The organism is Caballeronia sp. LZ029 (genome assembly GCF_031451275.1).
In the GTDB taxonomy this organism is placed as follows: Bacteria; Pseudomonadota; Gammaproteobacteria; order Burkholderiales; family Burkholderiaceae; genus Caballeronia; species Caballeronia jiangsuensis.
Map to the genome: position 1 here is coordinate 1,807,196 of NZ_JARUXO010000001.1, position 14,898 is coordinate 1,822,093.

General features: G+C 62.2%; 14 protein-coding genes. All 14 read right to left on the bottom strand.

Annotated features, from left to right (window positions below; all coding sequences use genetic code 11):
• Nucleotides 1-169: 169 nt before the first annotated feature.
• A complete protein-coding gene (locus QCE73_RS08515; RefSeq protein ID WP_309880702.1) occupies nucleotides 170-628 on the bottom strand; it encodes a MaoC family dehydratase in 459 nt (152 codons plus the stop codon).
• A gap of 21 nt (nucleotides 629-649) precedes the next feature.
• A complete protein-coding gene (locus QCE73_RS08520) occupies nucleotides 650-1,780 on the bottom strand; it encodes an acyl-CoA dehydrogenase (RefSeq protein ID WP_309880704.1) in 1,131 nt (376 codons plus the stop codon).
• A gap of 10 nt (nucleotides 1,781-1,790) precedes the next feature.
• Entirely contained in the window at nucleotides 1,791-2,987 is a 1,197-nt protein-coding gene (locus tag QCE73_RS08525; protein ID WP_309880706.1) for an acyl-CoA dehydrogenase family protein, read from the bottom strand.
• Between the two features lie 57 nt (nucleotides 2,988-3,044).
• A complete protein-coding gene (locus QCE73_RS08530; RefSeq protein ID WP_309880708.1) occupies nucleotides 3,045-3,494 on the bottom strand; it encodes a DUF1178 family protein in 450 nt (149 codons plus the stop codon).
• 196 nt (nucleotides 3,495-3,690) lie between these two features.
• On the bottom strand, nucleotides 3,691-4,290 hold the full coding sequence (locus tag QCE73_RS08535) for an NUDIX hydrolase (protein WP_309880710.1): 600 nt from the start codon (nucleotides 4,288-4,290) through the stop codon (nucleotides 3,691-3,693).
• 46 nt (nucleotides 4,291-4,336) lie between these two features.
• Entirely contained in the window at nucleotides 4,337-4,657 is a 321-nt protein-coding gene (locus tag QCE73_RS08540) for a DUF2818 family protein (RefSeq protein WP_250483759.1), read from the bottom strand.
• Nucleotides 4,657-6,129, bottom strand: coding sequence for an NADH-quinone oxidoreductase subunit NuoN (gene nuoN / locus QCE73_RS08545; RefSeq protein WP_035502986.1), 1,473 nt, complete (start codon nucleotides 6,127-6,129; stop codon nucleotides 4,657-4,659). Before nuoN ends, QCE73_RS08540 begins: the two co-directional genes overlap by 1 nt.
• 25 nt (nucleotides 6,130-6,154) lie before the next feature.
• On the bottom strand, nucleotides 6,155-7,654 hold the full coding sequence (locus QCE73_RS08550; protein WP_029672460.1) for an NADH-quinone oxidoreductase subunit M: 1,500 nt from the start codon (nucleotides 7,652-7,654) through the stop codon (nucleotides 6,155-6,157).
• A 13-nt stretch (nucleotides 7,655-7,667) separates the two neighbouring features.
• On the bottom strand, nucleotides 7,668-9,734 hold the full coding sequence (nuoL, locus tag QCE73_RS08555; RefSeq protein WP_309880712.1) for an NADH-quinone oxidoreductase subunit L: 2,067 nt from the start codon (nucleotides 9,732-9,734) through the stop codon (nucleotides 7,668-7,670).
• A gap of 17 nt (nucleotides 9,735-9,751) precedes the next feature.
• Complete coding sequence (gene nuoK, locus QCE73_RS08560) at nucleotides 9,752-10,057, bottom strand: NADH-quinone oxidoreductase subunit NuoK (protein WP_007588140.1); 306 nt, start codon at nucleotides 10,055-10,057, stop codon at nucleotides 9,752-9,754.
• 20 nt (nucleotides 10,058-10,077) lie between these two features.
• On the bottom strand, nucleotides 10,078-10,767 hold the full coding sequence (locus QCE73_RS08565; RefSeq protein ID WP_035502989.1) for an NADH-quinone oxidoreductase subunit J: 690 nt from the start codon (nucleotides 10,765-10,767) through the stop codon (nucleotides 10,078-10,080).
• Nucleotides 10,768-10,941: 174 nt separating this feature from the next.
• Entirely contained in the window at nucleotides 10,942-11,430 is a 489-nt protein-coding gene (gene nuoI, locus QCE73_RS08570) for an NADH-quinone oxidoreductase subunit NuoI (protein ID WP_008341734.1), read from the bottom strand.
• Nucleotides 11,431-11,452: 22 nt separating this feature from the next.
• Nucleotides 11,453-12,517, bottom strand: coding sequence for an NADH-quinone oxidoreductase subunit NuoH (gene nuoH, locus QCE73_RS08575; RefSeq protein ID WP_309880715.1), 1,065 nt, complete (start codon nucleotides 12,515-12,517; stop codon nucleotides 11,453-11,455).
• A gap of 2 nt (nucleotides 12,518-12,519) precedes the next feature.
• Nucleotides 12,520-14,859 (bottom strand): NADH-quinone oxidoreductase subunit NuoG, encoded by a 2,340-nt coding sequence (gene nuoG / locus QCE73_RS08580; protein WP_309880716.1) that lies wholly within the window; start codon nucleotides 14,857-14,859, stop codon nucleotides 12,520-12,522.
• Nucleotides 14,860-14,898: the final 39 nt, after the last annotated feature.

The window sequence follows — 14,898 nt, forward strand, 5'->3', positions numbered from 1 at the left end:
TGCCTGAAAGTGTCAACCATGTCCCCGCGGATCTGTCAGCTATGTCCCCGGTCTATACACAGCAGCAAAGAAAGTGACTGCCGCCCCGCACAGGGGCAGTGCTAATAAACCAAAAAGAAAACGGGATCCCGCGAAAACCCCAACCGCACCAGGGCTCCCAGCGCCGTCCTCATCCCTCCCCACCCGGCTTGCGCAATCCAAACAGCGCCGCAGAATCCACCGTCAGCACGAGCTCGCCATGCTGATTGTGCGCCTCCCATCGCGTCTGCACGATCCCACGATCCGGCTTGCTCTTCGACACGCGCTTGTCGAGCACACGCACGGTGAGCCGCACCGTATCGCCGACGCGCACCGGCTTGATCCAGCGAATGTTATCGAGGCCGGGTGAGCCCATCGACGTCGAATCGCCGACCATATCGCGCACGAGGATGCCCATCATCGCGGAACACGTGTTCCAGCCGCTCGCGACGAGTCCGCCGAAATGCGACGCCTCGCCGGCCGCCTCCGACAGATGAAAAGGCTGCGGATCATAACGCTCGGCGAATCCGACGATCTCTTCTCTCGTGAACGTGTGCGCGCTCAACTGCACTGCACTGCCGATATCGAAATCTTCGTAGGCGTATTTCATGCAAAAGCTCCTCGATGAGCATCAGTCTTCGGTAACGGAAAAAGCGGGCAGCGCCGCGAAGCGCGCGAGATGATGATCGACATCGCCAAGCGTCGTCTCGATGATCGACAGGCGCTTGAACCAGTGCGCCGCGGGCAGTTCGTTGGTCATGCCCATGCCGCCGTGCAACTGCACCGCCTGTTGCCCGACGAAGCGCGCGGCCTGACCGACGCGCACCTTCGCGGCCGAGATGGCCTGTGCGCGCAACGCGGCATCGTCGCTCGCGTAACGCGCGGCGGCCAGATAGGTGATCGAGCGCGCCTGCTCCGCGTGGATCAACATCTCGACCATACGATGCTGCAACGCCTGAAAGCGCGCGATCGGCATGCCGAACTGCTGGCGTTCCTTCGTATAGTCGACGGTCGCGCGATTGAGCGCATCGAGTGCGCCGAGCGCTTCCGCGCATAGCAGAAATGTCGCGTAGTCGGCGATCCGCTCGAAGGTCGCGGCGCCGGTATCGCGGCCAGCGAGGCGCGTCGCGGGCGTCTCGTCGAAGGTGAGCGTCGCGGCGCGCTGCCCGTCGATAGTGCGGTACTCGGTGATGCCGACCTTCGCCGCATCTTTCCCGACGATGAACAGCGCCACTTCGCCTTCCACGCGCGCCGGCACGATCCAGTAATCGGCTTGCGCGCCGTGCTGGACCATCGACTTCGTGCCTTCCAGTGTGAAGCGCTCGCCTTCGCCGCTCGCGGTGGTGCGCAGATCGAAGAGATCGTAGCGCGCATGCGGCTCGTGGAACGCGACCGAAAGACGTATCTCGCCGCGCCCCGCCCGTTCGAGCAACTCGCCGGCGAACCCACTGCCCTTCTGCGCGCCGAGCCGCAACGCTTCGATGCCCACGGCCGTCGCCCAATACGGTTCGACGACGAGCGCGCGACCGAGCTCCTGCATCGCGACGAGCATGTCGACCGGACCGCCATCGAAGCCGCCCTGCGCTTCGGGTACCGGCAACGCGAGGAGACCCAGTTCGGCGAACGCGCGCCAATGTTTTTCATCGACGCCCGCCTCCGACGCGACGATCTTCTGCCGCGCATCGAACGCATATTCCTTGTCGAGATAACGGCGCAGCGCATCGCGGAACTGCTGCTGTTCATCGCTGAAAGTAAAGTCCATGCGCCGCTCCTCAAAGTCCCAGAATCATCTGCGCGATGATGTTCTTTTGAATCTCGTTCGAGCCGCCGTAGATCGATGTCTTGCGGAAGTTGAAGTAATACGCGGCGAGCGGCGCGGCATCGTCGTCGCCCGTGATGCTATGCGGGCGCTCGCCTTCGAGGAATGCGGGATCGAACGCGGCTGCCTGCGGGCCGATTGCTTCGACCATCAACTCGGTCAGCGCCTGCTGCACTTCGGTGCCTTTGATCTTCAGCATCGACGCTTCCGGTCCCGGCCCCTTGCCGCCCGCCTCGCTCGCGATCACGCGCTGAACCGTGACTTCGAGCGCCATCAATTCGATTTCGAGCGCGGCGATTTTCGCGGCGAAGACCGGATCGTGCAGGAGCGGCTTGCCGGCCTTGTTGCTGTCCAGAGCGAGTCGCTTGAGAAACAGCAACTCGCGCTTCGACAGCCCGACGCGCGCAATGCCCGTGCGCTCGTGTCCGAGCAGATACTTCGCATACGTCCAGCCGCGATTTTCCTCGCCGACGAGATTCTCCGCCGGCACTTCGACGTCCTCGAAAAAGACTTCGTTGACTTCGTGATCCTCGTCGAGCGTGATGATCGGGCGAACGGTGATGCCCGGCGTCTTCATGTCGATCAGAAGAAACGAGATGCCTTCCTGTTTCTTCGCTTCGGGATCGGTGCGCACGAGGCAGAACATCATGTCGGCGTGCTGGCCGAGCGTGGTCCAGGTCTTCTGCCCGTTCACGATGTAGCGATCGCCGCGTCGTTCGGCGCGCGTGCGCAGCGACGCGAGATCGGAGCCCGAGCCGGGTTCCGAGTAGCCCTGGCACCACCAGTCAGTGCTGTCGAGAATGCGCGGGAGATAGCGCGACTTCTGCTCGTCGCTGCCGTATTTCATGAGCACCGGCGCGACCATCATTACGCCGAAGGGCAACACCATCGGCGCGCCGGCGCGGGCGCACTCCTCGTCCCAGATATGCCGCTGCGTCACGTCCCAGCCGGGACCGCCGTATTCCTTCGGCCACGCGACGGCCGACCATCCGCGCGACGCGAGCAGCTTGTGCCAGTTCGCGTAATCGTCGCGGGTCAGACGCTTGTGATGGAGAACTTTGTCGCGCAGCGCGCGAGGAAGACTGGCTTCGAGCCAGATGCGGACGTCGGCGCGAAAGGCGTCGTCGGCGGGGGAATAGCTGAGGTTCATGCGCGGAGTCTCCCTTATGGCTCATCCCGGAGCCAGCAGAGACGCCGCGCGCAAGACTTACTGCAGCGGCTCCTTCAATGCTTCCGGAACAGGCAACGGCATCACGTCGATCCCTTCCTCGAGCAAGGCATGCGCGTCTTCAGGCGTCGTGACGCCGCGAATGTTGCGCGCCGGCGCTTCGTTATAGTGAATGCGCCGCGCCTCCTCGGCAAACCGATCGCCCACGTTTTCGGTCTTCTCGATCAACTCGCGCATGAACTTCAACGCGCGCGCCTGAAGCGCCGCCGACTCGGGCGCGGCTTGCGCCTGCGTAGCCTGCGGCGCCGCCTCGCCTCGCGCCGACGACAGATTCAGGCGCGGCGCGGACGGCATGCGGCTCACGTCCGTCGCCGAGCAAACCGGACACGCAACCAGCTTGCGCGACAACTGCGACTCGAACTCCTCGGTCGAGGCAAACCAGCCTTCGAACCGGTGTTCGTGCGAGCACTTTAAATCGAGGACCTTCATGCTGATGGGGCTTCGGTGAAGTTTATCTCAAAATCGCGTTTTGTGAACGATCGTTCTAAAAATCGGACAGATGCCGACTACCGCCGCGCGACGAATCATTCATTCTAGCCGGTCGGCCCCTTCGACGCTTTTGATGACGCAAAAACGACAAAAGCGGCTGACGAAGCCGCTTTTGCATGATCCGAATGGCAATCGATCAGTCCGTGATCGTCTCGCCGAGCTTCCATTCGCCCGAGCGAATTTTCTCCAGCCAGAAGACACCGATGATCGTCTTCACGTCGCTGATGCTGCCGTCCTTCACCCAGTTCATCAACTGCACTTCGTCGGCGATGAAGGTTTCGAGGAACTCGCCCTCGTCGAGCTTTGCATCGCCCGCATGCAGGCCGCGCGCAAGATAAATGTCGATGAACTCGGTCGAATACGAAATCACCGGATGGATGCGCGTGAGGAATGTCCACTCGCGCGCCGTGTAGCCCGTCTCTTCCTGCAGTTCGCGCTTCGCGCACGTCAGTTCGTCTTCGTTGGGATCGAGCTTGCCCGCCGGAAATTCGAGCAGCACGCGACCCACCGGATAACGGAACTGGCGTTCGAGCAGCACGCGGCCGTCGTCGAAGACCGGCAGGATCATCACTGCACCGGGATGCTCGACGAACTCGCGCGTCGCGTGCTTGCCGTCGGGCAATTCCACGGTATCGCGCTTCAACGTGAGGAATTTGCCCTCGTGCAACGTAACGCTTTCGACCTTCTTTTCGATGAGGCCGTCGTCGTTGCCGGGAATCGGGGAATGATCTGCCATCTTGAGCCCTGTGCTTTTGAAGCAAGCTGCCGACGGCGGAAAGCCGTCAGCGGCGTTTGACGAGATACTGATACGTGAAGCCCGGGAAGGCCAGCACGATGAAGAGACTGAAGGTGACGGCATAAAACTGCCATCCCTGATCGAATCGGTTGCCGGCGCGCGCTTCGAGCATGAAGCCGAGCGCGCCGACCACGAAGTAAAGAACGATCAGCTCGCCGATGCGAATCCACGCGCTCTTCTTCGCCGCCTTGCGTCCCGTCGGCGCCGCAAGGCGCACCGGGACGAGGGCGAAGAGACGCTGATTCAGGAACGGCACATTGGCGAGAACGAGCGCCAACAGGACGATGAACCAGCCTGCCGCCGACATTACAGCGGCAGCGTGTGCGAGATCGCCGTCAGGCACGCCGTCATCAGCGGACCCGGCACGAGGCCGAGCACCAGCACGGCCAGGCCGTTGAATGCGAGCAGCGAGCGGTTGAGGCCGCCGGCGACGATCGGCGATGCGTCTTGCGGCGCATCGAAGTACATCAGCTTCACGACACGCAGGTAGTAGAACGCGCCCACGAGCGAGGTCATCACGGCGAGAACGGCGAGCCACGTGAGGCCAGCGTTCATCGTCGCTTCGAGCACGGCGAGCTTCGCGTAGAAGCCGACCGTCGGCGGAATGCCGGCGAGCGAGAACATCATGATCATCATGACGAACGCGAACACGGGGCTGCGCTGATTCAGGCCCTTGAAGTCTTCGAGCATTTCGGCTTCGAAGTCGCGGCGCGCGAGCAGCATCACCACACCGAAGGTGCCGAGCGTCGTCACGAGATAGATGATGCTGTAGAACATCGCCGAGCTGTATGCGCCCGCCGCGCCCGTCACCTTGCCGTCGACCACGCCGGCGAGCAGGCCGAGCAGCACGAAGCCCATGTTGGAGATGGCCGAGTAAGCGAGCATCCGCTTGATGTTCTTCTGCACGATACCCGTGATGTTGCCGACGATCAGCGACAACGCCGCGAGGATCACGAGCATTTCCTGCCAGTCCACCGCGAACGGCAGCAGACCCATCACGAGGAAGCGCAGGCCCCACGCGAATGCCGCGACCTTCGGACCGCCGCCGGTGAGCAGCGTCATCGCGGTCGGCGCGCCTTGATAGACGTCCGGCACCCACATGTGGAACGGCACGGCGCCCATCTTGAACGCGACGCCCGCCACGACGAAGATCACGCCGAACAGAAGGACAGCATCGTTGATGCGGCCCGAAGCGACGGCCTTCAGCACTTCGTTCAGTTCGAGCGAGCCGGTCGCGCCATAGAGCATCGAGATGCCGTACAGCAGGAAGCCGGATGCGAGCGCGCCGAGCACGTAGTACTTCATCGCCGATTCATTGGCTTGCGGCGAGTCCTTGCGCAGCGCGATCACCGCGTACAGCGACAGCGACATCAGTTCCAGGCCGAGATACAGCGTCAGGAAGTTGTTGCCCGAAATCATCACGCACTGGCCGAGCAGCGAGAACATCCCGAGCAGGAAGAAGTCGCCGCGGAACAGATCGCGGTCTTCGAGATACTTCTTCGAATAGATGATCGACACCGCGTAGCCGAGACACACCACCGCCTTCATCGCGCTCGCGAACGGATCGACGATGTACATGCGCGTGAAGAAGTAATGCGGCGTCGGGTCGAGCGCCGTGACGGCGAACCACACGCCGACGACGATCGTCGAGACGAGCGCGATCAGATACGTCGTGCCGCGGCTCTTCTCGCCGAACACCGTGTCGTTCAGCCAGGCCAGAACGACCGCGCCCATCAGGATCGCGTCAGGCCAAAGAATACTCATAGAAGCGTTTTGCATGATCTTTTAGTTCCTCCGCACGACGTTACTGAGCCAGCGGCAGCTTGGACTGCGCGACGTGGGAGAGAAGGTTTGCCACGGATTCGTGCATCACATCGGTAAAGGGCTTCGGATGCAGGCCCATGTACAGCGTGAAGAGCGCGAGGATGGCGAGCATCAGGAACTCGCGCTTGTTGATGTCCTTGAGCTTCGCGACGTGGTCGTTCGCGACCGCGCCGAAGTACACGCGCTTGTACATCCACAGCGTGTAGGCCGCGCCGAGAATCAGCGTGAACGTGGCGAGGAAGGCGATCCAGAAGTTGTACTTTACGGCCGCCAGAATCACCATGAATTCGCCGACGAAACCCGAGGTGCCCGGCAGGCCGCAGTTGGCCATCGCGAAGAGCATCGCGAACGCGGCGAACTTCGGCATCGTGTTGACGACACCGCCGTAATCCGCGATCTGACGCGAGTGGACGCGGTCATAGAGCACGCCGATCGAAAGGAACATCGCGCCGGAGATGAAGCCGTGCGAGATCATCTGGATGATCGCGCCTTCGACGCCGAGCTGGCTCGACGGGCCGAACATGAAAAAGCCGAGCGTGACGAAGCCCATGTGCGCGATCGACGAATACGCGACGAGCTTCTTCATGTCGGCCTGCACGAGTGCGACGAGGCCGATGTAGATCACCGCGATCAGCGACAGCGTGATGACGACAGGCGCGAGGAAATGGCTCGCGTCCGGGGCGATCGGCAGCGAGAAGCGCAGGAAACCGTATGCGCCCAGCTTCAGCATGATCGCCGCCAGCACGACCGAGCCGCCCGTCGGCGCTTCCACGTGCGCGTCAGGCAGCCACGTGTGCACCGGCCACATCGGCACCTTCACGGCGAAGGCCAGGAAGAACGCTATGAAGAGCAGCACCTGCGGCGTCATGTCGAGCTTCGCGGCGTGCCACGTGGCGAGATCGAACGTGTGCGTCTGCGTATAGAGGTACAGCAGCGCGACCAGCATCAGAAGCGAACCGGCCAGCGTGTACAGGAAGAACTTGAACGCCGCGTACACGCGATTCGGGCCGCCCCACACGCCGATGATGATGTACATCGGAATGAGCGTGGCCTCGAAGAATACGTAGAACAGCAAACCATCCGCCGTCGAGAACACGCCGATCATGATGCCCGAGAGGATCAGGAACGCGGCCATGTACTGCGACACGCGCTCGGTGATCACTTCCCAGCCGGCGATCACGACGATCACCGTGATGAGCGCGGTCAGCACGACGAACCACATCGAGATGCCGTCCACACCGAGGTGGTACGTGATGTTGAAGCGTTCGATCCAGTTCGACTGCTCGACGAACTGCAGCGCGGCCGTCGACGTATCGAAGCCGGTGATGAGCGGAATGGTGACGATCAGCCCGAGCACCGAGCCGACCAGCGCCACCCAGCGCGCGGGCGCCGGGTTCTGATCGTTACCAACTGCGAGCACCAGCAGGCCGAAAATGATCGGCAGCCAGATCGCGACACTGAGAATCGGAAAAGAGTGCATAGGATCCCTCGCCTTATTTGCCGCCGAGCGTCACAAACAGGGTCAAGAGCCCCAACATGCCGATAATCATGGCGAACGCGTAGTGATAGATGTAACCGGATTGAAGGAAGCGGATCACACCGGCGAACCAGCCCATGAACCGCGCACTGCCGTTGACGATGCCGTCGATGACGACCACATCGCCCTCTTTCCACAAGCCACGGCCGATGGCGACCGCGCCCTTCGCGAATACGACCTCGTTGATCTTGTCGCAGTAGTACTTGTTGTCGAGCAGCACGTAGATCGGGCGGAAGGTCTTGGCGACGACCGCCGGCAGATCCGGACGCTTCATATAGAAGAACCACGCGACGATCACACCCAGCGCCGCGAGCCACACCGGTCCCGGCGTGATGATGCCGTGCAGCGCCATCGCGACCCAGCCGTGGAACTCTTCGGCCATTTCCTTCAGGCCTTCGTGGTTCTCGCCGATGAAGATCACCTTGTCGAACGCGACGCCGTGCGCGAAGAAGTCGCCGTAGATCATCGGGCCGATCATGATCGCGCCGATGATGATCGACGGAATCGCGAGCAGCACGAGCGGCAGCGTCACCACCCAGGGCGTTTCATGCGGCACGTGAGCGTGGCCGTGACCATGATCGTCGTGACCGTGCGAGTCATGACCGTGACCGTGCGCTTCGGCCTGGCCCATCGGCGAGTCGGGATGCTTCGGACCGCGGAAGCGTTCTTCGCCGTGGAACACCATGAAATACATGCGGAACGAGTACAGCGACGTGACGAACACGCTCGCGACCACCGCGAAATACGCGAAGCCCGAGCCCGCCAGATGCGAGTACTTCACGGCTTCGATGATCGAGTCCTTCGAGTAGAAGCCCGAGAAGAACGGCGTGCCGATCAGCGCGAGCGACCCGATCAGCGACGTGATCCAGGTGATCGGCATGTACTTGCGCAGGCCGCCCATGTTGCGCATGTCCTGATCGTGGTGCATGCCGATGATGACCGAGCCCGCGCCGAGGAACAGCAGCGCCTTGAAGAACGCGTGCGTGCCGAGGTGGAACACGGCGACCGGATACGCCGATACGCCGAGCGCAACCGTCATGTAGCCGAGCTGCGAGAGCGTGGAATACGCGACGACGCGCTTGATGTCGTTCTGAACGACGCCGAGGAAGCCCATGAACAAGGCCGTGATCGCGCCGATCACCGTGACGAACGAAAGCGCTGCATCCGAATGCTCGAAGAGCGGCGACATGCGCGTCACCATGAAAATGCCGGCCGTCACCATGGTCGCCGCGTGAATCAGCGCGGAGATCGGCGTCGGGCCTTCCATCGAGTCCGGCAGCCAGACGTGCAGCGGGAACTGCGCCGACTTACCCATCGCGCCGATGAAGAGGCACACGCACGCGACCGTCAGCAGACCCCATTGCGTGCCGGGGAACGTCATCGTCGCGAGCTTGTCGCCTTGGGCGAAGACGTCGCCGTAATTCAGCGAACCGGAGAACGCGAGCAGCAGGCCGATGCCCAGCAGAAAACCGAAGTCGCCCACGCGGTTCACGATGAACGCCTTCATGTTGGCGTAGATCGCGCTCTCACGCGTGAAGTAGAAGCCGATCAGCAGGTACGACACGAGACCCACCGCTTCCCAGCCGAAGAACAGTTGCAGGAAGTTGTTGCTCATGACGAGCATCAGCATCGAGAACGTGAAGAGCGAGATGTACGAGAAGAAGCGCTCGTAGCCGACTTCTTCGTCTGCCATGTAGCCGATCGTGTAGATGTGCACCATCAGCGAGACGAAGGTCACGATGACCATCATCATTGCCGTGAGCGAGTCGACCAGGAAGCCGACTTCCATCTTGAGCGTGCCGACGTTCATCCACTCGTAGATGGTCGCGTTGAAGCTCGCGCCGTGCATCACGTCGTTGAAGACGATCGCGGAGAGGATGAACGAGATGAAGACGCCGAGGATCGTGATGCGATGCGAGCCCTTGCGCCCTACCGCCTTCCCGAATAGCCCTGCGATCAGCGAGCCGGCCAGCGGCGCCAGCGGGACCGCGAGCAGGAGGTTTTCATTGAGTGTCGTGGACATAACAGCCTTGCCTGAAATTAACCTTTGAGCTGATCGAGGTCCTCGACGTTGATCGTGTCGAGGCTACGGAACAGGGTCACGAGAATCGCGAGACCGATCGCGGCTTCAGCCGCAGCCACGGTCAGCACGAAGAACACGAAAATCTGGCCGTGCACGTCGCCCAGATAGTGCGAGAACGCGACGAAATTGGTGTTCACCGCGAGCAGCATCAATTCGATGGCCATCAGGATGATGATGACGTTGCGCCGGTTCAGGAAGATGCCGACGATGCTGATCGCAAACAGGATCGCACCGAGCACGAGGTAATGGGCAAGACTCAACATATTCGATTTCTCCTTCGCGCTCAGCCCTTGTTATCGACCGTGCCCGCGCCGATGTTTCCGGTCACGGCAGGCTCCGTAGCGGCGTCAGGCGCCTCTGTCTCGGACTTCATCTTCACGATGCGCACGCGGTCTTGCGCGCGCACCTTGACCTGCTGGCTGACCGTTTGCGTCTTCTTGTCCTTCTTGTCGCGGATCGTGAGCGAGATCGCCGCGATGATCGCGACAAGCAGCACGAGGCCCGCGATTTCGAATGCGAAGATGTAGTCCGTGTAGATGACCTTGCCGATCAGTTGCGTGTTCGGCATCAGCGCCGCGCCCGAAACGCCCGCGCCGGCCGAAGCGTCGCGCAGCGGGGTCGTCGTCGCGCCATAGCCGTGCCACAGGATCAGCGCCGTCTCGATCACGATGATCGCGCCGACGATGCTCGCGAGCGGCACGAAGCGCTTGAAATCTCGCCGCAGGACATCGATGTTGATGTCGAGCATCATCACGACGAAGAGGAACAGCACCATCACGGCGCCCACGTACACGAGAACCAGCAGAATCGCGAGGAATTCGGCTTGCAGCAACATCCAGATCGCGGCCGCGTTGAAGAACGAGAGCACGAGGAAGAGCGCGGATGACACCGGGTTGCGCGAGGTGATCACCTTCAGCGCCGACACGGTCAGCAGCAGCGCGAAGATATAGAACAGTACGGTTGTGAATTCCATGATTACCGGTTCATCGTTAGGCCATCATCAGGCATGGTGTGTCGGCGCTCGTGGTCGGCTCGCCCTTCGAACGGACAGAACACGACCTCGGCGCACGCCGCAGTGTGCCAAACAGCAACAACAAAATCGCTCTGGCGCGATGCCGGAACTCCTGGTTCCGGCATCGAACTCATATCAGCGATAAGGCGCGTCCGCCGCCTTCGACGCGGCGATTTCCGTTTCGTAACGATCGCCCACGGCGAGCAGCATGTCCTTCGTGAAGTACAGATCGCCGCGCTTTTCGCCGTGATATTCGAGGATGTGCGTCTCGACGATCGAATCGACCGGGCAGCTCTCTTCGCAGAAACCGCAGAAAATGCACTTGGTCAGGTCGATGTCGTAACGCGTCGTGCGACGGGTGTTGTCCGCGCGCGTTTCCGATTCGATCGTGATCGCCATCGCCGGGCACACCGCTTCGCACAGCTTGCAGGCGATGCAGCGTTCTTCGCCGTTTTCGTACCGGCGCAGCGCATGCAGACCGCGGAACCGCGGCGAGATCGGGGTCTTTTCCTCCGGGAACTGCACCGTGATCTTGCGCTGGAACGTGTACCGGCCCGTCAGCGCCAGACCCTTCAGCAGCTCGGTCAGGAAGAAGGTTTTGAAGAAGTTCTGAATTGCGTTCATGATGATTTCGTCCGCCCTTGTCTCACTTCCAGATGTTGAGCGGCGACATGATCCAGAAGCCGACCACGACCACCCAGATCACCGACACCGGCAGGAACACCTTCCAACCCAGACGCATGATCTGGTCGTAGCGGTAACGCGGGAAAGTCGCACGCGCCCAGATGAACACCGACAGCAGCAGGAAAACCTTGAAAACGAACCAGAATACGCCCGGAATGAAAGACAGGAAGCCGAACGGTGCATCCCAGCCGCCGAGGAACAGCGTCGTGGCGATCGCGGAGATCACGATCATGTTGATGTACTCGGCGAGGAAGAACAGCGCGAACGCCATGCCCGAGTAATCGATCATGTGACCCGCGACGATTTCCGATTCGCCTTCCACCACGTCGAACGGGTGACGGTTGGTTTCAGCGATGCCCGAAATGAAGTACACGACGAACATCGGCAGGAGCGGCAGCCAGTTCCACGACAGGAAGTTGACGCCCCAGCCCGCGAACATGCCGCGCTGTTGCGAGTGCACGATGTCGGACATGTTCAGCGTGCCCGCGACCATCAGCACCACGACGAGTGCGAAGCCCATCGAGATTTCGTAGGACACCATCTGCGCCGCGGCGCGCATCGCGCCGAGGAACGCGTACTTCGAGTTCGACGCCCAGCCCGCGAGAATCACGCCGTACACGCCGATCGACGAGATCGCCATGGCGTACAGGAGACCGGCGTTGATGTCGCCGAGCACCGCCTGCGCCTGGAACGGAATCACCGCCCAGACCGCGAACGCGGGCACCACGGTCATGATCGGCGCGATCATGTAGATCCACTTGCTGGCCGCTGTCGGCTGAATCACTTCCTTGAGCAGAAGCTTCAGCACGTCCGCGATCGGCTGCAGCAGACCGGCCGGGCCGACGCGATTCGGGCCGAGACGCACGTGCATCCAGCCGATGAGCTTGCGTTCCCAGAGAATCAGGTACGCCACGCACAGCAGGATGACCACCGAAACCACGAGGATGCGGACGAGCGCCCACACCGTCGGCCATGCGACGCCGAGAATCTGCGTGCCGCCTGCGTTGATCGTATCGAACAAGCCCATTTTTACGCCTTCTCCACTACCAGTTCACCGAACAGGCCGCCGAGCGCGGCGCCAGCCGCCGTGCCCGCCGACACGCGGACCACCGACTCCGCGAGATTCGCGTCGCGGACCGCGGGCAACGTCACCGACAGATTGCCTTGCTTGATACGCACTGCTTCGCCGTCCTTCAGACCGAGCTTGTCGAAGAGCGCGGTCGGCAAACCGGCGACGTTCGCGTCGCGTGCGGCCGCCGTCAGATGCAGCGACGGCGCGCGGCGCACGAGCGCATCGGCGTGATAGATCGGCACATCGGCGAGACGCTGCAGGCCGCTGCCGTTCAGCGCGACGTTCGATGCCGCGCGCTTCGCTTGCACCGTCGTCTTGTTCGACAGACGCGCGGTCAGATCGCCGGTACCGAGCGCGGCGATGCGCACTTCTTCAGCCGTGTCGAACTCGAAGCCCGGCAGGCCGAGGATCGTGCCCAGCACGCGCAACACCTTCCAGCCCGGACGCGTGTCGCCCAGCGCGCGCACAACGCCGTTGAACGACTGCGCCGTGCCTTCCGCGTTGACGAACGTGCCCGACGTTTCCGTGAACGGCGCGATCGGCAGCAACACGTCCGCGTAGTCCATGCCATGCTTGAACGGCGACATCACGACGACCATCTCCGCCGCCTTGAGCGCAGCGATGGCCTGCGTCGGATTGGCCGTGTCGTATTCCGGTTCGGCGTTCAGCAGCACGTAAGCCTTGCGCGGCTGCTCGAACACTTCGCGTGCGTTGAGACCGCCCTCGCCCGGCAATGCATCGACGAGATGCGCGCCGACCGAATTCGCGCCTTCCGTGAGGAAGCCGAGCGTCGCGCCGGTATTGTCGGCGATCCACTGGGCCGCCGCCTGAATCTGTGCAAAGTCAGGATGCTGAACCGCGAGGTTGCCGAGCAGCACCACGCGCTCTTCGCCCGCCGACAGCGATGCCGCGACATCCTTCGCCGCCGCCGATGCTTCGCGGCCCGCGAACGCGTCCGGCACTGCGACGCCGCGCGCTTCGCCAACCGCCGCCGCGATGCTCGCGAGCTGATCGAGCCACGCGGAAGGCGCGGCGACCAGGCGATGCGCGGTCGGGATCAGCGAGTCGTCGTTGCTGGCGTTGAGGAACGTGATCTTCGCGCCGTTCTTCGCGGCCTGACGCAGACGTGCGGCGAACAGCGGATGATCGCGGCGCAGGAACGAGCCGATCACGAAGGCGGTGTCGATGGTCGACAGATCCGCGATCTTCGTGCCGAGCCAGGGCGCACCGATGCCGGCCGGCGCCGAGAAATCGCTCTGACGCAGACGGAAATCGATATTCGGCGTACCGACGCCTTCAGCCAGTTGCTTCAGCAGATGCAGTTCTTCGACCGTGCCGTGCGGCGTGGCCAGTGCGGCGATGGCATTCGCGCCATGATCCGCCTTGATGCCCTTCAGACCCTTCGCGACGTATTCGAGCGCGGTCTGCCAGTCGGTTTCGATCCAGTTGCCGCCTTGCTTGAGCATCGGCGTGGTGAGACGCTCGTCGCTGTTCAGGCCTTCGTACGAGAAGCGGTCCTTGTCCGAAATCCAGCATTCGTTGATGGCTTCGTTCTCCATCGGCAGAACGCGCATCACACGATTGTTCTTCACTTGCACGACGAGGTTCGCGCCGACCGAATCGTGGGGGCTCACCGACTTGCGGCGCGACAGTTCCCACGTCCGCGCGCTGTAGCGGAAGGGCTTGCTGGTCAGGGCGCCGACCGGGCACAGATCGATCATGTTGCCCGACAGTTCCGAATCCACCGTCTTCCCGACGAACGACGTGATTTCCGAATGCTCGCCGCGGCCCAGCATGCCGAGTTCCATCACGCCGGCGATTTCCTGGCCGAAGCGCACGCAGCGCGTGCAGTGGATGCAGCGCGACATCTCTTCCATCGAGATGAGCGGACCCACGTTCTTGTGGAACACCACGCGCTTTTCTTCGCTATAGCGCGACTGCGACTTGCCGTAACCGACAGCCAGATCCTGCAACTGGCACTCGCCGCCCTGATCGCAGATCGGGCAATCGAGCGGGTGATTGATGAGCAGGAATTCCATCACCGACTGTTGCGCCTTCACGGCCTTGTCGGAGGTGGTGCGCACGATCATGCCGGCCGACACGGGCGTCGCGCAGGCGGGGACGGCCTTCGGCATCTTTTCGACTTCGACGAGGCACATCCGGCAGTTCGCCGCGATCGAGAGCTTCTTGTGATAGCAGAAGTGAGGAATGTAAGTATCGACCTTGTGCGCAGCCTGGATCACCATGCTGCCTTCAGGCACCTCGACCGTCTTGCCGTCAATTTCTAGTTCAACCATGATGGATAGAGATCCTCAACCCTTGTCTCGCGCATCTGA

Bases quoted from the DNA above. Each gene is read 5' to 3' on its own strand.
- QCE73_RS08515 (WP_309880702.1), bottom strand. From the start codon at position 628: ATGAAATACGCCTACGAAGATTTCGATATCGGCAGTGCAGTGCAGTTG.
- QCE73_RS08520 (WP_309880704.1), bottom strand. From the start codon at position 1,780: ATGGACTTTACTTTCAGCGATGAACAGCAGCAGTTCCGCGATGCGCTG.
- QCE73_RS08525 (WP_309880706.1), bottom strand. From the start codon at position 2,987: ATGAACCTCAGCTATTCCCCCGCCGACGACGCCTTTCGCGCCGACGTC.
- QCE73_RS08530 (WP_309880708.1), bottom strand. From the start codon at position 3,494: ATGAAGGTCCTCGATTTAAAGTGCTCGCACGAACACCGGTTCGAAGGC.
- QCE73_RS08535 (WP_309880710.1), bottom strand. From the start codon at position 4,290: ATGGCAGATCATTCCCCGATTCCCGGCAACGACGACGGCCTCATCGAA.
- QCE73_RS08540 (WP_250483759.1), bottom strand. From the start codon at position 4,657: ATGTCGGCGGCAGGCTGGTTCATCGTCCTGTTGGCGCTCGTTCTCGCC.
- nuoN (WP_035502986.1), bottom strand. From the start codon at position 6,129: ATGCAAAACGCTTCTATGAGTATTCTTTGGCCTGACGCGATCCTGATG.
- QCE73_RS08550 (WP_029672460.1), bottom strand. From the start codon at position 7,654: ATGCACTCTTTTCCGATTCTCAGTGTCGCGATCTGGCTGCCGATCATT.
- nuoL (WP_309880712.1), bottom strand. From the start codon at position 9,734: ATGTCCACGACACTCAATGAAAACCTCCTGCTCGCGGTCCCGCTGGCG.
- nuoK (WP_007588140.1), bottom strand. From the start codon at position 10,057: ATGTTGAGTCTTGCCCATTACCTCGTGCTCGGTGCGATCCTGTTTGCG.
- QCE73_RS08565 (WP_035502989.1), bottom strand. From the start codon at position 10,767: ATGGAATTCACAACCGTACTGTTCTATATCTTCGCGCTGCTGCTGACC.
- nuoI (WP_008341734.1), bottom strand. From the start codon at position 11,430: ATGAACGCAATTCAGAACTTCTTCAAAACCTTCTTCCTGACCGAGCTG.
- nuoH (WP_309880715.1), bottom strand. From the start codon at position 12,517: ATGGGCTTGTTCGATACGATCAACGCAGGCGGCACGCAGATTCTCGGC.
- nuoG (WP_309880716.1), bottom strand. From the start codon at position 14,859: ATGGTTGAACTAGAAATTGACGGCAAGACGGTCGAGGTGCCTGAAGGC.